Raw genomic sequence first — 20,906 nt, forward strand, 5'->3', positions numbered from 1 at the left:
CCCTTTCCGTTCCAGGCCGGTCGGGCCCGGAGGGCCGGGCCAAGTCCCGCGGGCCGGGCCGGGCCGAGTCCCGCGGGCCGGGCCGGGCCGAGTCCCGCGGGCCGGATCGGACCAAAGCCGGCCGGGGCCGAATCCAGCGGGCCGAGCCGAACCAAAGCGGGCCGGGCCGAACCACAGCCGGCCGGGCCGAACCAAAGCCGGGCCCGGAACGGGCAGGTCCCCGCTCAGGCGCCGACGCGGCGGAGCAGCCCCTCCTGGACCGCACTGGCGATGTGCCGGCCGTCCTCGGTGAACATCCGGCCGCTGGCCAGTCCCCGGCTGCCGCTCGCCGACGGGCTCGTGCAGTCGTACAGGAACCATTCGTCCGCGCGGAACGGGCGGTGCAGCCACAGTGCGTGGTCCAGGCTGGCGCCGATCACGCCGCCCGGCCCCCACACCTCGCCGTGCATCGACAGGACCGAGTCCAGCAGGGACAGGTCCGACGCGTACGTCAGAGCGCAGGCGTGGATCAGCGGGTCGTCCGGCAGTTTGCCGTTGATGCGCATCCAGACGCGTTGCTCGTCGGCGGCGTCGCGGTCGCCCGGGGGGACCCAGCCGGGGGTGCCCACGTAGCGGACGTCGATCGCCTGCGGGGCCGCCTTGAACGCGGCCGCGCGGTCCGGGTAGCGGGCCAGCCAGTCGAGCATCGTGCGGGTCTCGTCCGGGCCCGGCACTCCCTGCGGCGGCGGGGTGTGATGGTCGAGGCCCTGCTCGGTGACCTGGAACGACGCCGACATGAAGAAGATCGTGCGGCCGTGCTGCTGGGCCGTGGAGCGGCGGACCGAGAAGGACCGGCCGTCGCGGATCTTCTCGACCGCGAAGTCGATCGGGACCGTTGGGTCGCCCGGGCGCACGAAATAGCCGTGCAGCGAGTGCACGCGGCGTTCCGGGTCGACCGTACGGCCCGCCGCGACCAGGGCCTGACCCGCGACCTGGCCGCCGAAGACCCGCTGGGCGCCGACCTGGGGGCTCTCGCCCCGGAACGTGGCCGCGTCGATCTGCTTGAGGTCGAGGACCTCGAGGAGCTGATCGACGGCGGCCTGTCCCGTCAGCGGGGTGCTCACTTCTGCTCGGTCACCGTGGCCGGGTCGACGAGCGAGCCGAGCTGGTGCACGCGCAGGGTGTTGGTCGAACCGGGCGCGTTCGGCGGGCTGCCGGCCACGACGACGACGTACTCGCCCGGCTTGGCCAGGCCCAGGCCCAGCATGCTGTGGTCGACCTGGCGGAACATGTCATCGGTGTGCTCGACGAAGTCCGTCAGGAACGTCTCGACGCCCCAGGACAGGGCCAGCTGGTCGCGGACCTCGGGGACCGGGGTGAAGGCGAGCAGCGGCAGCTCGCAGTGCAGCCGGGAGAGGCGGCGGACGGTGTCGCCGGTCTGGGAGAACGCGACCAGGGCCTTGGCGCCGATGTTGCGGGCGATGCGGCTGGCCGCCACGGTCAGCGCGCCGCTGTGGGTGCGCGGGTCGTGCTGCAGGACCGGGACGCCGAAGTCGCCGCTCTCCGTGGTGGTGACGATCTTGGCCATGGTGCTGACGGTGAGGACCGGGTACTTGCCGACCGAGGTCTCGCCGGAGAGCATCACCGCGTCGGCGCCGTCGAGGACCGCGTTGGCGACGTCGGAGGCCTCGGCGCGGGTCGGGCGGGAATTCTCGATCATCGAGTCGAGCATCTGGGTGGCCACGATGACCGGCTTGGCGTTCTCCCGGCAGAGCTGCACGGCCCGCTTCTGCACCAGGGGCACCTGGTCCAGGGGCAGCTCGACACCGAGGTCACCGCGGGCGACCATGACGCCGTCGAAGGCCAGCACAATGCTTTCCAGATGGACCACGGCTTCCGGTTTTTCCACCTTGGCGATGACCGGCAGGCGGACGCCCTCCTCGTCCATGATCGCGTGGACGAGCTTGATGTCGTCGGGCGAGCGGACGAACGACAGGGCGATCAGGTCGACGCCGAGGCTGAGGGCGAAGCGCAGGTCGGCCTCGTCCTTGTCACTCATGGCGGGGACGCTGACGGCGACGTTGGGCAGCGAGACGCCCTTGTTGTTGCTGACCGGGCCGCCCTCGGTGACCAGGCAGCGGATGTCGTTGCCCTCGACGGCGGAGACCTCGACGGCGACCTTGCCGTCGTCGATCAGGAGCCGGTCGCCGACCTTGACCTCCTGCGGCAGCTTCGTGTATGTGCAGCTGACGCGGTCGGGGGTGCCGAGAATGTCGTCGCTGGTGATGGTGACGGTGTCACCGTTCGCCCAGATGTGCGGCCCGTTGGCGAACTTGCCCAGGCGGATCTTGGGGCCCTGGAGGTCGGCCAGGACGGCGACGGCGCGGCCGGTCTCCCGGGCGGCGTTGCGGACCATGTCGTAGATCTGGCGGTGGTCCTCGTGGCTGCCGTGGCTGAAATTCAGCCGGGCCACGTCCATGCCGGCCTCGACCAGTCCGAGCATGCGCTCGGGGGAGGCGGTGGCAGGACCCATGGTGCAGACGATCTTTGCGCGGCGTGTCACAGCCATCAGGCTAGTCTCTCTTTCGGATCGGCCCGCTGGCCGACCCCCGTCATGGGGATGAACTGCAAGTAGCGACGCGCCGTGAGTTTCCGGCCGGCGTCGGCGGGCTTCAGCGACCGCGATCAGCCTCAGCTTATCGGTCGCCCCGGTGCGGTCGCGGGCAGACGGGGTACGGCGCAGCCCGCCCCGCGCGGATGACCCTGAACCGTTTTACGCATCGTCACGTGTTGACAGCAGCCGGTTGTTCAGCGGCGGTTGTCCTGGAGGTGTGACGATGGCGTTCGGGGAGCACGCGGACAGGTTCGGATGGGCGGCGGCGAAACGGCGCCGCGTGTTGGAGCAGGCCCGACGTGAGCAGGCCCGGGAGTCCGAGGCAGCGCGAGAGAGGCTGTTGCGACTCGCTGCCGCGGCCGGGACGGAACACCGGCTGGCCGCCTAGGTGCCGCATCCGCGCGACCGTCAGCACGGGGGTGCCCGGCAGCGCGGAGCGGACCAGGTGGCCGGACGAGGCAGGTTCAGGACAGCGCGGTGTCGACCGCTTCGCGGGTCTGGTCGGCCTCGTCGAGCGGTGAGTCGACGCGGAAACCCGTCGGCCAGCGCAGGTTGACGACCGAGGTCTGGATCTCCCAGTGGTCGTGCGCGGGCCCGTCGGCGACGTCCACCGCCTCGTGCGGCTCGACCGGCTCGCCCGGGCGCACCACCGCCCAGGCCGGGCCGTCCGGCAGACCCCGGCCCACCCGGACCGTGTGCGGCTCGCCCGGGAGCCGTTCGAAGCTGTACGGCCAATGCGGCATCAGCACCAGACCGTGCCCGGCGAGCCGGGTGAAGACCTGTCCCACGGCGGGGAGCGTAGTCGGTCACGGGGCGGACGCACCGCCCCGTGACCGGCCGGTGGATCAGCGCACCGCGGCCAGTGGCTGCGACGACGGGCGTACCGGGGCCGGCAGTTCGCCGAAGCCGCCCAGGTAGGTGTGGATCGCGGCGGCGGCCGCCCGGCCCTCGGCGATGGCCCAGACGATCAGCGAGGCGCCGCGGTGCATGTCACCCGCGACGAAGACGCCCGGCACGCCGGTCTGCCAGTCGTCGCCGGCGTCGACCGCGCCGCGGCCGTTGCGGGTCACGCCGAACTGCTCCAGCAGCGGCTGCTGCTCGGTGCCTTCGAAGCCGATCGCGAGCAGCACCAGCTGGGCGGGCAGGTCGCGCTGGGAGCCCTCCTGGACGGTGACCGTACGGCGCCCGTCGACCCGTTCCACGACCACGTCCGCGACCCGTACCGACGCCACGTTGCCCGTACCGTCGTCGACGAACTCCTGGACCGCGACGCCGAAGACGCGTTCGCCGCCCTCCTCGTGGGCCGGGTAGTTGCGCAGGATGACCGGCCAGGTCGGCCACGGGTGCAGCTCGCCGAGCCGGGTCTCCGGCGGCAGCGGGTACTGGTCGAGCTGGATCACGCCCGCCGCGCCCTGCCGGTGGGCGACGCCGAGGCAGTCCGCGCCGGTGTCGCCACCACCGATGATCACCACGTGCTTGCCCGCGGCGTCGATCGGCGTGCTCTCCTGCTGGCCGGCCACCACCCGGTTGGCCGGGACGAGGTGGTCCATGGCCAGGTGCACGCCGCCGAGGTGGCGTCCCGGGGTGTCGGTGGCGTCCCGGCCGGCCAGGGCGCCGCAGGTGAGCAGCACCGCGTCGAAGCGTTCCCGCAGGTCGTCGGCGGTGATGTCGACGCCGACGTTGACGCCGGTCTCGAAGACCACGCCCTCGGCGGCCATCTGGGCCAGCCGCTCGTCGATGCGTTCCTTCTCCAGCTTGAAGTCGGGGATGCCGTACCGGAGCAGGCCGCCGATCTTGTCGTCGCGCTCGTAGACCGTGACGGCGTGACCGGCCCGGGCCAACTGCTGGGCGGCGGCGAGCCCGGCCGGGCCGGAACCGACGACGGCCACGCTGCGCCCGGACTGCGCCGGAGCCGGCTGCGGGCGCAGGCCGGTGGCGAACGCGTGGTTCGCGATCTCCACCTCGACCTGCTTGATCGTCACCGGGTCGTCGGCGATGCCCAGCACGCACGCGGCCTCGCACGGCGCCGGGCAGAGCCGGCCGGTGAACTCCGGGAAGTTGTTCGTCGCGTGCAGGCTCTCCGCCGCCGCGTCCCAGGCGCTGGTGCGGACCAGGTCGTTCCAGTCCGGGATGCGGTTGCCCAGCGGGCAGCCCTCGTGACAGAACGGGATACCGCAGTCCATGCACCGGGTGGCCTGGTCGCGGATGAGCTCCTCGCCCGCGGGCGGGTACACCTCGCGCCAGTCGCGGATGCGCACCGGCACCGGCCGGCGCTTCGGCAACTGCCGCTCGTAGCGCAGGAAACCGTTGGGATCAGGCACGGGTAACCCCCATAACCGCCTCGTCGATGTTCCGACCGGCGGCTTCGGCGGTCTTGATCAGTTCCATCACGCGCTTGTAGTCGCGCGGCACCACCGCGGTGAACTCGCTCACCGCGGCCGGCCAGTCGGCGAGCAGGCGCTGCGCCACGGCGGAGCCCGTCTCGGCGAAGTGCTTGTGCACCAGGGTGTGCAGCTGCTCCTGCTCCTCGGCGTTGAGCGGGGTCAGGTCGACCAGCTCCGGGTTGACCCGGCCCGGGTCGAGGCGGTGCACGAACGCGGTGCCGCCGCTCATGCCCGCGGCGAAGTTGCGCCCGACCGTGCCGAGCACCACCACGGTGCCGCCGGTCATGTACTCGCAGCCGTGGTCACCGACGCCCTCGACGACCGCCGCGGCACCGGAGTTGCGGACCGCGAAGCGCTCACCCGCGCGTCCCCGCAGGAACACCTCACCGCCGGTGGCGCCGTACAGGATGGTGTTGCCGGCAATGATGTTCTCCTCCGCGACGAACGGCGCGGTCTCGGCCGGGCGCACGATGACCCGGCCGCCGGAGAGGCCCTTGGCGACGTAGTCGTTGGTGTCACCGATCAGCCGCAGGGTGACGCCGCGCGGCAGGAACGCGCCGAACGACTGCCCGCCGGTGCCGCGCAGGGTGAAGTGGATCGTGTCGTCGGGCAGGCCGTTGCCGCCGTAGCGGCGGGTGACCTCACCGCCGAGCATCGCGCCGACGCTGCGGTGGTCGTTGCGCACGGCCACCTCGGCGCGGACCTCGGTGCCCTCGGCCAGGGCCGGGGCGGCCAAGGCGATGAGCTCGTTGTCGAGCGCCTTCTCCAGTCCGTGGTCCTGGGCGACGATGCCGCGGCGGGCGGCGCCCTCGGGCAGCTCCGGCACGAACAGCACCGGGGCCAGGTCCAGGCCCTTGGCCTTCCAGTGCGACACGGCCGGCTGCACGTCGAGGATCTCGGCGTGCCCGATGGCCTCGTCGATGCTGCGGAAGCCCAGCTCGGCCAGGTAGCCGCGGACCTCCTCGGCCAGGAACAGGAAGAAGTTCTCCACGAACTCGGGCTTGCCGGTGAACCGCTCGCGCAGCACCGGGTTCTGCGTGGCGATGCCGACCGGGCAGGTGTCCAGGTGGCAGACCCGCATCATGATGCAGCCCGAGACGATCAGCGGCGCGGTCGCGAAGCCGAACTCCTCCGCGCCGAGCAGCGCCGCGATGATCACGTCGCGGCCGGTCTTGAGCTGACCGTCGACCTGCACGGTGACCCGGTCGCGAAGCTTGTTGAGCAGCAGCGTCTGCTGGGCCTCGGCCAGGCCCAGCTCCCACGGGGAGCCGGCGTGCTTGAGCGAGTTGAGCGGGGACGCGCCGGTGCCGCCGTCGTGGCCGGAGATCAGGATCACGTCGGCCTTGAGCTTGGCCACGCCCGCGGCGACGGTGCCGACCCCGATCTCGGAGACCAGCTTCACGTGTACGCGCGAAGCCGGGTTGACGTTCTTGAGGTCGTGGACGAGCTGGGCCAGGTCCTCGATCGAGTAGATGTCGTGGTGCGGCGGCGGCGAGATCAGCCCGACGCCCGGGGTGGCGTGCCGGGTCTTGGCGATCCACGGCCACACCTTGTTACCGGGCAGCTGGCCACCCTCGCCGGGCTTCGCGCCCTGCGCCATCTTGATCTGCAGGTCGTCGGCGTTGACCAGGTATTCGCTGGTCACGCCGAACCGGCCGGAGGCGATCTGCTTGACCGACGAGCGGCGCTCGGGGTCGTACAGGCGCTCGACGTCCTCGCCGCCCTCACCGGTGTTGGACTTGCCGCCGAGGCGGTTCATCGCGATCGCCAGGGTCTCGTGCGACTCGGCCGAGATGGAGCCGTAGCTCATCGCGCCGGTGGCGAACCGCTTGACGATCTCACTGGCCGGCTCGACCTCCTCCAGCGGGATCGCCTCGCGGTCCTTGAAGCGGAACAGCCCGCGCAGCGAGCCGGCCGCCTCGGCCAGACCGTCCACCTTGGCCGTGTACTGCTTGAAGACGTCGTACTGCTTGCTGCGGGTGGCGTGCTGCAGCAGGAAGACGGTCTCCGGGTTGAACAGGTGGACCTCGCCCTCGCGGCGCCACTGGTACTCGCCGCCGACCTCGAGGCGGCGGTGGCTGCGCTCGGCCGGGTTCTTCGGGTACGCCTTCGCGTGCCGCGCCGCGACCTCCGCGTGGATCTCGGCCAGGCCGGAGCCGCCGATCCGCCCCGACGTGCCGGCGAAGTAGCGCTGCAGCAGCTTGTTGTCCAGGCCGACGGCCTCGAACACCTGCGCGCCGCAGTAGGAGGACACAGTGGAGATGCCCATCTTGGACATGATCTTCAGGACGCCCTTGCCGAGCGCCTTGACGTAGTTGCCGACCGCCTTCTTCGAGTCCATCCCGGCGAGCGGGCCGGTGGCGATCAGGTCGTCGACGCTCTCGAACGCCAGGTACGGGTTGACCGCCGCGGCGCCGTACCCGATCAGCACGGCCGCGTGGTGCACCTCCCGGCAGTCGCCGCTCTCCACGACGAGCGCCACCTGGGTGCGGGTCTGCTCCCGCACCAGGTGCTGGTGCACCGCGGCGGTCAGCAGCAGCGACGGGATCGGCGCCAGGTCGGCGTTGGAGTCGCGGTCGGACAGCACCAGGATGCGCACGCCGTCCTCGATCGCCTCGGACACGTGCCGGCAGATCTGGGTCAGGCGCGCCTTCATGCCGGCCGCGCCGTCCCGCAGCGGGTACAGCCCGGAGACCCGGACCGCCTTGAAGCCGGGCAGGTCGCCGTCCTCGTCGATGGAGAGGAGCTTGGCCAGGTCGTCGTTGTCGATGACCGGGTACGGCAGCACGATCTGGCGGCAGCTGGCCGGGCCCGGGTCGAGCAGGTTGCCCTCCGGCCCGATGGTGGTCGACAGGCTGGTCACCAGCTCCTCGCGGATGGCGTCCAGCGGCGGGTTGGTGACCTGGGCGAACAGCTGGTGGAAGTAGTCGAACAGCAGCCGCGGGCGGGTCGACAGCGGCGAGATCGGCGTGTCGGTGCCCATCGACCCCAGCGGCTCGGCGCCGCTGCGGGCCATCGGCGCGACCAGGATCTTCAGCTCCTCCTCGGAGTAGCCGAAGACCTGCTGGCGGCGCATGACCGAGTCGTGGGTGTAGATGACGTGCTCGCGGGCGGGCAGGTCGGCCAGGTCGATGAGCCCGGCGTGCAGCCACTCGTCGTAGGGCTGCGCCGCGGCCAGCTCGGCCTTGATCTCGTCGTCGTGCACGATCCGGCCGGCCTCGGTGTCGACCAGGAACATCCGGCCCGGCTGCAGCCGGCCCTTGGCGACCACGGTGGCCGGGTCGAGGTCGAGCACCCCGGCCTCGCTGCCCAGCACGACCAGCCCGTCGCTGGTGTGCCACCAGCGGCCGGGACGCAGGCCGTTGCGGTCGAGCACGGCGCCGATGATGCTGCCGTCGGTGAACGCCACGCTGGCCGGGCCGTCCCACGGCTCCATCAGGCTGGCGTGGAAGCGGTAGAAAGCCCGCCGGGCCGGGTCCATGCCCGGGTCGTTCTCCCAGGCCTCCGGGATCATCATCAGCACGGCGTGCGGCAGGCTGCGGCCGGACAGGTGCAGCAGCTCCAGCACGGCGTCGAAGTTCGCCGAGTCGGACGCCTCCGGCGTGCAGATCGGGAACAGCCGCTTGATGTTGCCGGGCACGGTCGGCGAGGCGAGCAGCGCCTCGCGGGCGGCCATCCAGTTCCGGTTGCCGCGGATGGTGTTGATCTCACCGTTGTGCGCGATGAACCTGTACGGGTGGGCGAGCGGCCACGACGGGAACGTGTTGGTGGAGAACCGCGAGTGCACCAGCGCGATGGCGCTGTCCACGCGCTCGTCGGTCAGGTCCGGGAAGAACGCGGGCAGCTGGTCGGGCGTCAGCATGCCCTTGTAGGTGATGGTCCGCGCCGACAGCGACGGGAAGTACGCCGCGACGCCACGCTGCGAACTCTCCCGCTCGGCCTGCTTGCGGATGCAGAACGCGACCCGGTCCAGCTCCAGGCCGGACAGCGGCTCGCCGGCCGGGCCGGACCTGCCGCCGGTGAGCCGGTGCGCGGCCAGGAAGACCTGGCGGATCCGCGGGCGGGCGGCCTCGGCGGTCTCACCGAGCCCGGACGGGTCCACGGGCACGTCCCGCCAGCCGAGGATGTCGCCGCCCTCGACGAGGGCGTACTTCTCGAAGACCGCGACGGAACGCTCGGCCTCGTCGGCGTCGTTGGGCAGGAAGACCAGACCGGTCGCGTACGAACCGGCGGGCGGGAGCTCGAAGTCGACCACGTCGCGCAGGTACGCGTCCGGGACCTGGATCATGATGCCGGCACCGTCGCCGGTGTTGTACTCGGCGCCGCGGGCACCACGGTGGTCGAGCCGGATCAGCGCCGAGAGGCCCTTCGCGACCACGTCGTGGGAGCGCCGTCCGTACAGGTCGGCCACGAAGGCCACACCGCAGGCGTCGTGCTCCTGGGCCGGGTCGTACAAGCCACGGGCTTCTGCCGTGGATTGGTCTAGCCCCTGAGGGTGCGGAAGAGCCACCGGGCCTCCGATCGTCACTGGTGTTTCCGTTCAAGGTCGGGACGACGTCGGCCCTGCAAAAGTCTCTAGAGTCTACGTTAGTCGTGACCGATCTCCGCCAGGTGCGGATGGATCACACTTTTGCCCCACCGAAATGTCCTCGGTGACGATCCGGAGGGCGGTATGTCACTGCCGGGCGAGAGGCGCCGAGGGCTCAACGGGTAGTCTCGCGCGGTGGCGCTAGAGGATACCGACGTCTTCACCCGGCTGGAACGCTTCTACGATGCCGTACCCCGCGACGCCGCCGTCGCGGAGGAGATCGGTGGTTTCGTGCTCTTCGTCAACGACGGCAAGGGCTGGCCCTACTACGCCCGTCCCCGCCTGGGCGGCGCCGGCACACCGTCCGCCGCTGATGTTACCGCCGTGCGGCAGCGGCAACGAGACCTCGGCGTGCCCGAGGCTTTCGAATGGGTGCACGAGACCACCCCGGACCTGCTGCCCGTGGCCCGCTCGGCGGGCCTCGACGTGCTGCTCGCGCCCCTGATGGTGCTGGAGAGCGCGGCGCTGGTGCCGGACCTGCCGCTGCCCGGCGCCACCATCCGCTTCCTCGACCCGGCGGCACCGACCTTCCCGGCCGACATCAGCAAGAGCCGCGCGGTGGGCCGCCTGGGCTTCGGCGCGCCGGCCAACGCGACGACCGTGCAGGCGGGGTCGCTGGTGGTGGAGGTCGCCGGCCCGGCCCAGCGCGACTCGGTGCCACCGCTGGACGAAGAGGCGGTGGCGGAGCTGGTGCGCCGGCACCTGTCCGGGCGGTTCCTCAGCGCTGTGGTGGAGTCCCCGACCGAGGGAATCCTGGCCTGCGGATCGGTTCAGCGGGTGGGCGTGGTGGCCGAGGTCGCCGGAGTGGCGACGCTGCCGTCGGCCCGGCGTCGCGGTTACGCGTCCCAGCTGACGGCGAGCCTGGCCCGGCGCACCCTGATGGAGGGCAGCGAACTGGTGTTCCTGTCCGCGGGTGACGACGACGTGGCGCGGTTGTATTCCAAGGTCGGGTTCCGCCGCATCGGCACGGCCTGCATCGCGGAGCCGGCTGCTACGGCGGCTTTGTAGGCGGCGGGCGCCCGGTCGCCGGTCCGGCGCTGTTACTCCGGGGGTTGCCAGTCCGCCGTGAGGCCATGGGCGTGGCCGAGGATCCGCGGCCGCAGCGACCCCAGCGCCGCGTTGCGGGCCCGCAGCGCCAGCCGCCCGCGGGCCTGCACCACCGCCGACATCCGCCGGCTCTGGCGGACCACGCTCGTCGTGCGCGGCCGTCGCGCCCGGTCGTACTCCTCCACCGCCGTGCACAACGCCGGACCGGGCTGCGTTTCCGCCACCAGGGCCCGCAAGGTGGCCGCGTCCTCGAAGGCCAGACAGGCACCCTGCCCCAGGTGGTGCGGCATGGCGTGAGCAGCGTCGCCGAGCAGCACCACGCCGCCCGGTCCGGCCCGGAAGCCGTAGGCGCGTGGCAGCGGCCGCAGCTCCCGGACCTCCTGCGGCACCAGGTCCTCCGGGCGGGTCGCCGCCAGCAGCGCTCCGACCGGGGCGTGCCAGCCGGCGAACCAGCGCCGCAGCAGCTCCAGCTGAGTCGCGGGTGACTCCGGGCGCGGCGCGCCGGCTGCGGTGGCCACCCAGTAGACGCCGCCCCGGCCGGCTGCGCGGCCGCCCAGGGGCATCGAGACGAAGCGGTAGCCGGCGCCGAGGGTCTCGCCGCCGGCTGCCTGGTCGGCCGGCAGGTCCGGTACGCGGTAGCCGGGGATGACCGCCTGCCACGCCGCGAAGCCGGAGCCCACGGCAGCCGCCTCGGGGGCCAGGGCGCGGCGGACCCGGCTGTCGATGCCGTCGGCGGCGACCAGCAGGTCCGCCTCGAAACGGCTCCGGCCGTCGGTCACCGAGGGCCGCTGGGCACCGCCGGTGCGTACGCCGGTGATCTCGATGCCGGTGCGGATGTCCACCCGGTCGCCGAGGCCGGCCACCAGGGCGTCGTAGAGGTCCTCGAGGTGGACGACCGCCGGGGCCGGGCCGGCGCCGGGGCGGGCGCGGGGCGCGGCGAGCCATTGGCCGTCGGGGCGGCGGACGCCTCCGTCGGGCAGCGGCGAGGCGATCGCCGACCAGCCGCCGTCGGGGTCGAGGGCCTGCAGGGCGCGCCGCCCGTTGGGCCACAGCACCAGGGCCGTCGGGGAGGCCGCGATGCGTTCGCCGGACTCGAGCAGGGTGACCTGCCAGCCGTCGCGGGCCAGCGCTCCGGCGGCCGCCAGTCCGGCTATGCCCGCTCCCACCACCACGGCCGTGCGCACGCCGCCGCCTTCCGCCGGGGCCTGGCCGTCAGTGTTCGTCGGCGGATGCGGAGGCCGACGACTTGCTGTCGGGCTCCGCGGGCTCGGTGGGACCGGGCTCAGCAGGGTCGGGCTCGGCCGGTGCGTCGGCGGCGGGCGGCAGCACACCCGTGCGTTCGTACGCGTGGAAGCGCTCCTCGCTGACCACCTGGTACGCCGACGGCGGCTTGGTCGTGGCCGGCGCCCCGCCCACCTCGACCTGGGAGACGTCGCTCTCGGCGCCGGGCTCCGGGGCCGAGTCGGGGGCGTCGATCGGCACCACGTACTCGCGGGGGCCCTTGACCATCAGGAAGTAGATCAGCGCGCCGAGGAACACCACGACGGAGGTGACCACGTTGAGCCGGAGGCCGAAGATGTGGTTGGCCTCGTCGACGCGCAGCATCTCGATCCAGAAGCGGCCCGCCGTGTACGCCATCACGTAGAGCGCGAACGCCCGGCCGCGGCCGAACTTGAACTTGCGGTCCAGCAGGAACACCAGCCCCGCGACGCCGAAGTCCCAGATCAGCTCGTACAGGAAGGCGGGGTGGTAGAGGTCGGGCAGGGTCACGGCCTTGCCGTCGATCACGGTGGCGTGGCCCGGGTTGGCCCGGTCCATGTCATGCACCCGCAGGCCCCACGGCAGGGTGGTGACACTGCCGTACAGCTCGTTGTTGAACCAGTTGCCGAGCCGGCCGATCCCCTGGGCCAGCGGCAGCGCCGGGGCCAGCGCGTCGGCGAAGACGCTCAGCGGCAGGCCGAGCTGGCGGGCGGCGAACCAGGCGCCGAGCGCGCCACCGGCGACCGCGCCCCAGATGCCGAGGCCGCCCTCCCAGATCTGGAAGACACGGATCGGGTCGCCGCCGGCGCCGAAGTAGTCGCCCGGCGACGTGATGACGTGGTAGATCCGCGCGCCGATGATGCCGAACGGCACCGCCCACACGGCCATGTCGAGCGACGCCCACGGCGCGACGCCGCGACGGCGCAGCCGCCACTCCATGACCAGGACGGCGACCACGATGCCCGCGACGATGCAGAGTGCGTACGCCCGGATCGGCAGGCCGAGCACGTGCCAGACCGACGTCGTGGGGCTGGGGATAGCGGCGAGGTTCACGGGCGCACCCTACCGCCCGGTCCTGACAGAATCATCAAGAGGTCTTGCTGACCCGTACGCCTTCCGCCAGCTCCGCGCTGAGCGCGCGCAGCCGGTCCAGGCCGGTGCCCCGGTCGGGCGCGTCGAGCACGCACCGGATCAGCGCGCTGCCGACGATCACGCCGTCGGCGAACGCGGCCACCTCGGCCGCCTGCGCCCCCGTGCCGACGCCCAGGCCGACACCGACGGGCATCTCCGGGTCGGCCGCGCGGATCCGGGCGACGAGCTCGGGTGCCTGCGACGAGACCGCGGTGCGCGCGCCGGTGACGCCCATCAACGCGGTCGCGTAGACGAAGCCGCGGCACTGGGCGACGGTCATGGCCAGGCGCTCGTCGGTCGACGAGGGCGAGACCAGGAACGTGCGGTCGATCGCGTACCGGTCGGCGGCGGCGATCCACTCGCCGGCCTCGTCCGGGATCAGGTCCGGGGTGATCATGCCGGTGGCGCCGGCCGCGGCGAGGTCGCGGGCGAACGCGTCCACGCCGTAACGCTCGACCGGGTTCCAGTACGTCATCAGCACGACGGTGGCCCCGGCGTTCGCGACCGCCTCGATGATACGCAGCGTGTCGCGGGTGCGCACGCCGCCGGCCAGCGCGATGTCGCTGGCCTTCTGGATCACCGGCCCGTCCATGACCGGGTCGCTGTACGGCAGCTCGACCTCGATGACGTCGCAGCCGGACTCGGCCATGGCGACCATCGAGGCGATGCTCTCGTCGACGCTCGGGAAGCCGGCCGGCATGCAGCCGACCAGCACCGCGCGCCCCTCGGCCTTGGCCTTGCCGAAGGTGTCGGCGATGCTCACGAGTTCTCCCCCGGGACGATCGTCTCGACCTCGTCGAGGATGCCGAAGTAGGCGCCCGCGGTGTGCACGTCCTTGTCCCCGCGCCCGGACAGGTTGATCACGATCGTCGGGGTGCGGCCGAGCTCCTCGGTCAGCGCCGGCACGATCCGCTGCGCACCGGCCAGCGCGTGCGCGCTCTCGATGGCCGGGATGATGCCCTCGGTGCGGCAGAGCAGCTGGAACGCGGCCATCGCCTCGGCGTCGGTGACCGGCTCGTAACGGGCGCGGCCGGTGTCGTGCAGCCAGGCGTGCTCCGGGCCGACACCCGGGTAGTCCAGGCCGGCCGAGATCGAGTGCGACTCGACCGTCTGGCCGTCCTCGTCCTGCAGCACGTACGTGCGGGCACCGTGCAGCACCCCCGCCGAGCCGCCGGTGATCGACGCGGCGTGCCGGCCGGTCTGCACCCCGTCGCCGCCGGCCTCGAAGCCGTACAGGCGCACGTCCTCGTCGGGGACGAAGGCGTGGAAGATGCCGATCGCGTTGGAGCCGCCGCCCACGCAGGCCGCGACCGCGTCGGGCAGCCGGCCCAGCTTGTCCAGGCACTGGGCGCGGGCCTCGATGCCGATGCCGCCGACGAAGTCACGCACGATCTCCGGGAACGGGTGCGGACCGGCGGCGGTGCCCAGCAGGTAGTGGGTCGTGTCGACGCTGGAGACCCAGTCGCGCAGGGCCTCGTTGAGCGCGTCCTTGAGGGTGCGGGAGCCGTTGGTCACCGGCACGACGGTGGCACCGAGCATGCGCATCCGGGCCACGTTCAGCGCCTGGCGCTCGGTGTCGGTCTCGCCCATGTAGACGACGCACTCGAGGTCGAGCAGCGCGGCCGCGGTGGCGCTGGCCACACCGTGCTGGCCGGCGCCGGTCTCGGCGATGACCCGCGGCTTGCCCATCTGCTTGGCCAGCAGGGCCTGGCCCAGCACGTTGCGCACCTTGTGGGCGCCGGTGTGGTTCAGGTCCTCGCGCTTGAGCAGCACCTCCGCGCCGATCGCGGCGGAGAACCGCTCGGCCCGGTAGAGCAGCGAGGGCGTGCCCGCGTAGTCGCGCAGCAGGCCGGTGAACCGCTCCTGGAAGACCGGGTCGACCTTGGCCGCCCGGTACGCCGCGTCGAGCTCGTCGAGCGCCCGGACCAGCGCCTCGGGCACGAACCGGCCGCCGTAGCGGCCGAAGTGCCCGGCGAGATCCGGCAGGGCCGGCGCGCTCATCGGACGGGCCGGGGCGTCGCCGGGTGGTTGCCCGCGTTGACCAGCTCGGCGACCGCGTCGCGGGGGCTCTTCTTGGTCACCAGGCCCTCACCGACCAGCACCGCGTCGGCGCCGGCCGACGCGTACCGGATCAGGTCGTGCGGGCCGCGCACGCCGGACTCGGCGATCTTGACCACGTTGTTGGGCAGGCCGGGCGCGATCCGCTCGAAGACGGACCGGTCCACCTCCAGGGTGCGCAGGTCGCGGGCGTTGACGCCGATGACCTGGGCCCCGGCGTCCAGAGCCCGGTCGGCCTCCTCCTCGTTGTGCACCTCGACGAGGGCGGTCATGCCCAGCGACTCGATGCGCTCGAGCAGGCCGGTGAGCACGTTCTGCTCCAGCGCGGCCACGATGAGCAGGACGAGGTCGGCACCGTGGGCCCGGGCCTCGTGCACCTGGTAGCTCGACACGACGAAGTCCTTGCGCAGCACCGGCACGCCGACCGCGGCCCGCACCGCGGCCAGGTCCTCCAGCGAGCCGCCGAACCAGCGGCCCTCGGTGAGCACGCTGATGCAGCGCGCACCGCCCGCCGCGTACTCGCCGGCCAGCTCGGCCGGGTCCGGGATGTCGGCCAGCGCGCCCTTGGACGGCGACGACCGCTTGACCTCCGCGATCACCGCCACGCCGGGCTTGCGCAGAGCCGCGTACGCGTCGATCGCCGGCGGTGCCGCCGCGGCGAGGTCACGCACCTGCTCCAGCGAGATCTGCTGCTGGCGGGCCGCGACGTCTTCGCGGACCCCGGCCAGGATCTCCTCGAGCACGTTCTGCGGTCCCGCACCACGCTCCGCGGGTCCGCCACTGCCCGCCGCCTGATCGGATGTCACCTAATGACTCCCCTCTCCGGGTGTCCTCGGCCCGATGCTAGGTGGCCGCCGACATGTCCAGCCCCCCGGGGTATGGCGCGCCTCACGAGATGGGCTGCGGCATAATGCGCACCCGGGCGGCGCGCTGTTTCATCCGTCACATCCTCCTCGCCGGCATCAGGCGACTACCTGCGGCCCCCTGGATGATCGGATGATCCCCCCTGGCGGTGACGGTGGTGTCACCGATCGGAAATACGACTCCGGCATCATCGGACTCCGGCACACTGGTCGGCGGCGTCAGCAACGCCGGCCCCCGGCACGAGTCTCGTGAGGTTGACCATGGCTACTGCAGAGGTTGGTTTCGTCGCCGTCTCCCGGGCCGTCGTCGCGGCCGCCGCCGAGCTCGCGGCCGAGGTGGAGCGCCGCGTGGTGGGCGACGAGAACGTCCGGACCGCCCAGGGCAACGCGTGGGCGGCGATCTGCGCCGACCGCGCCCGGGCCCAGGCCCGTGCCGACATGGACGCGATGGTGGCGGCCCTGGCCGCGAACGCGCGCCGGGGTCAGCGGCGCAACGGTCAGCGCGCCGTCGGGTCGTCGCCGCGGTCGAGCGCGTCCCAGGCCGCCCTGGTGTCCACCCGCTGATCCACGTCCGCGTCGGTGACCGGCGCGGCAGCGGCGCCCCGGCGTTCGTAGCGGGCGCCCATGGACGGCCACTCGTGACCGGAACGGGCCGCCCAGACACCGCCCAGCACGATCAGCAGCCCACCCAGCACGCAGACCACCGGCCAGACGGTGGCGCCGGTTCCGGCCGCGCCGACGTCCAGGCCGGCCCGCCCGGCGACAGCCCCGGCCGCGACACCCGCGCCGACCAGCGCCAGCAGCCCGCCCAAGCAACGGCGGAGCAGGCCGCGGGTGGCGAGCAGCGCGCCCGCCCCGGCCAGCGCGACCAGCGCCAGACCGATCACCCAGGGCTCCAGGTCCGCGCCCGTCCGGGCGTCGCGCAGGGACGACAGGCCCGGCCGCGCGGTGACGATCTCCGACCAGGTGCGGGTCACGCCGTAGACGGCCAGCCCGGCCCCGGCGGCGCACAGCAGGACCGCGTACGCCAGCCGGCGGCCGGGCGTCATCAGCGGGCCGCGCGCAGCGTCTCGGCGGCCGCGATCGCCGCCAGCACGGCCGCGGCCTTGTTGCGGGTCTCCTGCTCCTCGGCTGCCGGGTCGGAGTCCGCCACGATGCCGGCGCCGGCCCCCACGTACGCGGTCCCGCCGTGCATCAGCGCCGTACGGATCGCGATCGCCATGTCCATGTCGCCGGCGAAGCCGAAGTAGCCGACCGTGCCGCCGTACAGGCCGCGCCGGGTCGGCTCGAGGCTCTCGATGATCTCCATGGCCCGGACCTTGGGGGCACCGGACAGGGTGCCCGCCGGGAACGTGGCGGCCAGCGCGTCGAAGGCGCTGCGGTCGGCGCGCAGCTCACCGACGACGGTCGAGACGATGTGCATGACGTGGCTGTAGCGCTCGATGCGGGCGAAGTCCGGCACCTCGACCGTGCCCGCCCGGCACACCCGGCCCAGGTCGTTGCGGCCCAGGTCGACCAGCATGACGTGCTCGGCGCGTTCCTTGGGGTCGGCCAGCAGCTCGGCCGCGAGCGCGTTGTCCTGCTCGGGGGTGCCGCCGCGCCAGCGGGTGCCGGCGATCGGGTGCAGCAGCGCCCGGCGCACCCCGCCCTGCTCGGCGCTGACCTTGAGGTGCGCCTCCGGCGACGAGCCGACGATGTCGAAGTCGTCGAAGCGCAGCAGATACATGTACGGGCTCGGGTTCGTCGCGCGCAGCACCCGGTAGACGTCCAGCGGATCGGCGTCGGTGGCCCGCTCGAACCGTTGCGCGACGACGATCTGGAAGCACTCGCCGGCCCGGATGGCCTCCTTGGCCGTCTCGACCGCCTTCTGGTAGTCGCCCGGCGCGGTGCGGCTGACCACGTCACCGGCCGGGCGCCGCTCGACGGTGGAGATCATCGGCGGGGTGGGCCGGGACAGTGCGGTGGTCATCGCGTCGAGCCGGCCGACCGCCTGGTGGTACGCCGCCCGGGCGGCCCGCGCGTCGGCGCCGGGGTCGAGCACCGCGTTCGCCACCAGGATGGCCGAGCCGTCGTAGTGGTCGAGCACCACCAGGTCGGTGGCGAGCATCATGCCCAGCTCGGGCAGGGGCACGTCGTCGACGGTGGTGGACGGCAGCCGCTCGAACCGGCGGACCAGGTCGTAGCTGAGGTAACCGACCATGCCACCGGTCAGCGGGGGCAGATCGTCGCCCGTACCGGGCTCCTCGGGAGCGGCCAGGGCCGCGACGGTCTCCCGCAGCGCGACCACCGGATCACCGTCGACCGGTACGCCGGCCGGCGGGTTGCCGAGCCAGGCGGCCTCGCCGTCACGCTCCACCAAAGTGGCGGCACTGCGCACGCCGATGAACGAATAGCGCGACCAGGCGGCCGAGCCGGCACCCTGTTCCGCGGACTCCAGCAGGAAGGTGCCGGGGCCGCCGGCCAGCTTGCGGTAGACGCCGATCGGGGTCTCGCCGTCGGCCAGCAGCCGCCGCACCACGGGAACCACCCGGCGCCGGGCCGCCTGCGCGACGAAGGCGTCCTCGTCCGGAGTGACCGACCCGCTGGTCATGAGCTCTCCCCGGGAACGGCGGGCAGGTCGTCGGAGAAACACGTGTGGGTGCCGGTGTGACAGGCCGCGCCGACCTGCTCGACCGTGACCAGCAGGGCGTCACCGTCGCAGTCCAGCGCCACGGAGCGGACATACTGGTGGTGGCCGGAGGTGGCGCCCTTGACCCAGTACTCACCTCGGCTGCGGGACCAGTAGGTGGCCCGGCCGGTGGTCAGCGTGCGGTGCAGCGCCTCGTCGTCCATCCAGGCCAGCATCAGCACGTCGCCGGTGCCGGCCTCCTGGACGATCGCGGCCACCAGGCCGTCGGGGGTGCGGCGCAGACGGGCGGCGATCGCCGGGTCCAGCGCGGAGACAGGTCCGTTCACAAGGTCAGTCGCGGGCACAGTGTCACATTCTCTCGTATCGGGTACCAGCGTCCACGGGGCCGTACCGGTAGCCCACGATCCGGTCACGGACCCGCACTGGGGGTGTGACCGGGAGGCCGGGGACGGTACCGTCGTCGTGCGCCGCACCTGAGAAGGTGCAGCGCCCGCCGTCCGACCGGCCCGCCCCGCGGATGGCGCCGCCACTGGAACGGGAGTCTTGAACCGATGGAGCCGACGTCCGAGCCCGAGAACCGGCAGTCACGCGGCCTGGCCCGTTTCTGGCCGGTGCACGGGATGTCCACGCCGGCGCCCCGCGAGTCCGAAGAGGACCCGGGCGTCCGGCCGGACGCCACCGGCGCCGCGGCGCACACGTCCGACCAGCAAGCCGGCGCCGCCGGCCCGAACGGGGAGCACCCGCAGGTGAGCGATCAGCAGTCCCAGCCGCACGATGACCAGCCGGAGCCCGACGAGCAGCCGGCTCCGTTCGCCGCGCGGCCGCACCCGGCGCTGACCAGCGACACCCAGATGGTGGCCCTCGGCTCGCGGCGCCCGGCGGACGCGCTGCTCGGCACCAACGGCGCCCGGTGGACCAACCAGGGCGGCTTCCCGCCGGTGGAGACCAACGGGCACCGCAACGGCGACGCCGGCCCCCGGCACGGCGGCATCCCGATCGCCAACGGGCAGTCGCCGGTGAGCGGCGGCCCGCGTTCGCCGTTCGCCCCGTCCGGCGACGAGCCGTCGCCGTTCGCGCCGCCCGGTGACGAGGCGATGCGGTCCGCGTTCATGCCCGCCGACGACCGGCCCACCTTCGGCAGCCCCGCCGAGGAGCGGCCGGCCTTCGGCAGCGCCGGCGAGGAGCGGTCCACCTTCGGCAGTCCCGGCGACGACCGGTCGGCCTTCGGCGGCCCCGGTGACGACCGGTCGGCCTTCGGCGGCCCCGGCGAGGACCGGCCGGTGTTCGGCGGGTCCGGTGACGACGCCGCGCCCGGCCCCCGGTCACCGTTCGCGCCCGCCGGCGGTGACAGTCAGCCCGGTGCCCGCTCGCCGTTCGCGCCCACCGGCGGTGACAGTCAGCCTGGTGCGCGCTCGCCGTTCGCGCCGGCCGACGACGCCGGTCCGGCCGGTCCCCCGTTCGCGCCCTCGCCGTTCGCGCCGCAGGCCTCCGGTTCGGCCTCGGTGACCGGCCCCGGCCAGCAGACCGCGCCGAGCGTGACCCCGTCCACGCCCATCCCCCCGCAGCAGCCGGCCGCTCCCCAGCAGCCGGGCCCGCAGCAAGAAAGCTCACAGCAGTCCGCCGGCCGGCCGGTCAGCGCCACGCCGTCGGCGGCCGGCTCCGCCCAGGTGCCGGTGCCGATGCCCGGGCGTCCGATCAGCACGCCGCCGGCCGCCGCGCCGGCCCCGGCGTCGCACACTTCGGCGTCGCACACTTCGGCGTCGCAGGCTCAGACGTCGCAGGCCCAGACCTCGCAGGCGCCGGCGCCGCACGCCCCGGCGGTCGACCCGTCGGCACCGACCCGGCTCGAGCCCACCGGCTGGGCCACCGCCGGCCCGCGGGCGGGTGCCTCCGGCAGCGCCAGCGTCCCGGTCAGCGGATCCGGCGGCCGGCGCAGCCGCGACGATGAGGCCACCGACGAGCAGGTCGCGCCCGCTCCCCGGCGGTCGGCCAACCTGGACGACGTGGAGGCCGCGGCCGGCCGGCGCGCCGCCAAGGCGGCCGGTGAGACGCCGCTGCGCCCGGGCGACGTCAACGACGTCTCGATCACCTTCTGGGAGGAGTCGGCCAGCGAGCAGTTCCGGGCCGAGTGGCACGAGGTCAAGGCGCAGTTCGTCGACGACCCGGTGGCCGCCCTGACCCGGGCGCACGACCTGCTGACCGAGGCCGTGCACGAGCTCACCGAGTCGATGCTGGCCGAACGCGACAAGCTGGACCCGCTGCGCGCGGGTTCGACGCCGGACACCGAGAGCATGCGGATGGCGATGCGCGGTTACCGCGAGTTCCTGGACCGCATCCTGGCCCTGTAGGCCCG

At 73.2% G+C, this 20,906-nt stretch carries 16 protein-coding genes; 3 read left to right on the forward strand and 13 right to left on the reverse strand.

The genetic code is table 11. From position 1 onward, the window contains the following. Window positions 1-224: 224 nt before the first annotated feature. The 5 genes from ACWEOZ_RS18865 to gltB all read right to left on the reverse strand — a co-directional run bounded on the left by ACWEOZ_RS18865 (window position 225) and on the right by gltB (window position 9,487). Window positions 225-1,103, reverse strand: coding sequence for an acyl-CoA thioesterase (locus ACWEOZ_RS18865; RefSeq protein ID WP_360831474.1), 879 nt, complete (start codon window positions 1,101-1,103; stop codon window positions 225-227). Further along, window positions 1,100-2,548, reverse strand: a complete 1,449-nt coding sequence (pyk, locus tag ACWEOZ_RS18870; RefSeq protein WP_451911973.1) for a pyruvate kinase — start codon at window positions 2,546-2,548, stop codon at window positions 1,100-1,102. Before pyk ends, ACWEOZ_RS18865 begins: the two co-directional genes overlap by 4 nt. A gap of 509 nt (window positions 2,549-3,057) precedes the next feature. Beyond that, window positions 3,058-3,381: a hypothetical protein gene (locus tag ACWEOZ_RS18875; RefSeq protein ID WP_451911974.1), complete on the reverse strand. Its 324-nt coding sequence runs from the start codon at window positions 3,379-3,381 to the stop codon at window positions 3,058-3,060. A gap of 57 nt (window positions 3,382-3,438) precedes the next feature. After that, complete coding sequence (locus ACWEOZ_RS18880) at window positions 3,439-4,914, reverse strand: glutamate synthase subunit beta (protein ID WP_451911975.1); 1,476 nt, start codon at window positions 4,912-4,914, stop codon at window positions 3,439-3,441. Then, complete coding sequence (gene gltB / locus ACWEOZ_RS18885) at window positions 4,907-9,487, reverse strand: glutamate synthase large subunit (protein ID WP_451911976.1); 4,581 nt, start codon at window positions 9,485-9,487, stop codon at window positions 4,907-4,909. Before gltB ends, ACWEOZ_RS18880 begins: the two co-directional genes overlap by 8 nt. A 213-nt stretch (window positions 9,488-9,700) precedes the next feature. Between gltB and ACWEOZ_RS18890 the strand changes: the two genes are divergently transcribed. Then, window positions 9,701-10,573, forward strand: a complete 873-nt coding sequence (locus ACWEOZ_RS18890; protein ID WP_451911977.1) for a GNAT family N-acetyltransferase — start codon at window positions 9,701-9,703, stop codon at window positions 10,571-10,573. Window positions 10,574-10,605: 32 nt separating this feature from the next. On the opposite strand, the gene ACWEOZ_RS18895 is transcribed toward ACWEOZ_RS18890, so the two are convergent. Genes ACWEOZ_RS18895 through trpC form a run of 5 tightly spaced genes read right to left on the reverse strand, consistent with a single transcriptional unit; the run spans window position 10,606 to window position 15,804 of the window. Continuing rightward, window positions 10,606-11,796: an FAD-dependent oxidoreductase gene (locus tag ACWEOZ_RS18895; protein WP_451911978.1), complete on the reverse strand. Its 1,191-nt coding sequence runs from the start codon at window positions 11,794-11,796 to the stop codon at window positions 10,606-10,608. A 28-nt stretch (window positions 11,797-11,824) separates the two neighbouring features. Next, window positions 11,825-12,925, reverse strand: coding sequence for a prolipoprotein diacylglyceryl transferase (lgt, locus tag ACWEOZ_RS18900; protein WP_451911979.1), 1,101 nt, complete (start codon window positions 12,923-12,925; stop codon window positions 11,825-11,827). A gap of 34 nt (window positions 12,926-12,959) precedes the next feature. Continuing rightward, window positions 12,960-13,766, reverse strand: a complete 807-nt coding sequence (gene trpA, locus ACWEOZ_RS18905; RefSeq protein ID WP_451911980.1) for a tryptophan synthase subunit alpha — start codon at window positions 13,764-13,766, stop codon at window positions 12,960-12,962. Then, complete coding sequence (gene trpB, locus ACWEOZ_RS18910) at window positions 13,763-15,004, reverse strand: tryptophan synthase subunit beta (protein WP_212993635.1); 1,242 nt, start codon at window positions 15,002-15,004, stop codon at window positions 13,763-13,765. Before trpB ends, trpA begins: the two co-directional genes overlap by 4 nt. Beyond that, window positions 15,001-15,804 carry an indole-3-glycerol phosphate synthase TrpC gene (gene trpC / locus ACWEOZ_RS18915; protein WP_451912108.1) on the reverse strand — a complete coding sequence of 268 codons (804 nt, stop codon included), beginning with the start codon at window positions 15,802-15,804 and terminating at the stop codon, window positions 15,001-15,003. Before trpC ends, trpB begins: the two co-directional genes overlap by 4 nt. Before the next feature lie 381 nt (window positions 15,805-16,185). Here trpC and ACWEOZ_RS18920 point away from each other — a divergent pair, with 381 nt between their 5' ends. Continuing rightward, window positions 16,186-16,488 carry a hypothetical protein gene (locus tag ACWEOZ_RS18920; RefSeq protein ID WP_451911981.1) on the forward strand — a complete coding sequence of 101 codons (303 nt, stop codon included), beginning with the start codon at window positions 16,186-16,188 and terminating at the stop codon, window positions 16,486-16,488. Here ACWEOZ_RS18920 and ACWEOZ_RS18925 read toward each other — a convergent pair. From ACWEOZ_RS18925 to hisI, 3 genes are read right to left on the reverse strand one after another with little or no spacing between them, the layout of a single operon-like run. Next, a complete protein-coding gene (locus tag ACWEOZ_RS18925; RefSeq protein WP_451911982.1) occupies window positions 16,422-16,973 on the reverse strand; it encodes a Trp biosynthesis-associated membrane protein in 552 nt (183 codons plus the stop codon). The genes ACWEOZ_RS18920 and ACWEOZ_RS18925 overlap by 67 nt on opposite strands. Continuing rightward, window positions 16,973-18,514 carry an anthranilate synthase component I gene (locus ACWEOZ_RS18930; protein ID WP_451911983.1) on the reverse strand — a complete coding sequence of 514 codons (1,542 nt, stop codon included), beginning with the start codon at window positions 18,512-18,514 and terminating at the stop codon, window positions 16,973-16,975. The genes ACWEOZ_RS18925 and ACWEOZ_RS18930 overlap by 1 nt, the downstream gene beginning before the upstream one ends. Then, window positions 18,511-18,879, reverse strand: a complete 369-nt coding sequence (gene hisI / locus ACWEOZ_RS18935; protein ID WP_451911984.1) for a phosphoribosyl-AMP cyclohydrolase — start codon at window positions 18,877-18,879, stop codon at window positions 18,511-18,513. The genes ACWEOZ_RS18930 and hisI overlap by 4 nt, the downstream gene beginning before the upstream one ends. Before the next feature lie 225 nt (window positions 18,880-19,104). Here hisI and ACWEOZ_RS18940 point away from each other — a divergent pair, with 225 nt between their 5' ends. Next, window positions 19,105-20,901 carry a hypothetical protein gene (locus tag ACWEOZ_RS18940; RefSeq protein ID WP_451911985.1) on the forward strand — a complete coding sequence of 599 codons (1,797 nt, stop codon included), beginning with the start codon at window positions 19,105-19,107 and terminating at the stop codon, window positions 20,899-20,901. Window positions 20,902-20,906: the final 5 nt, after the last annotated feature.

Source organism: Actinoplanes sp. NPDC004185, assembly GCF_053603475.1.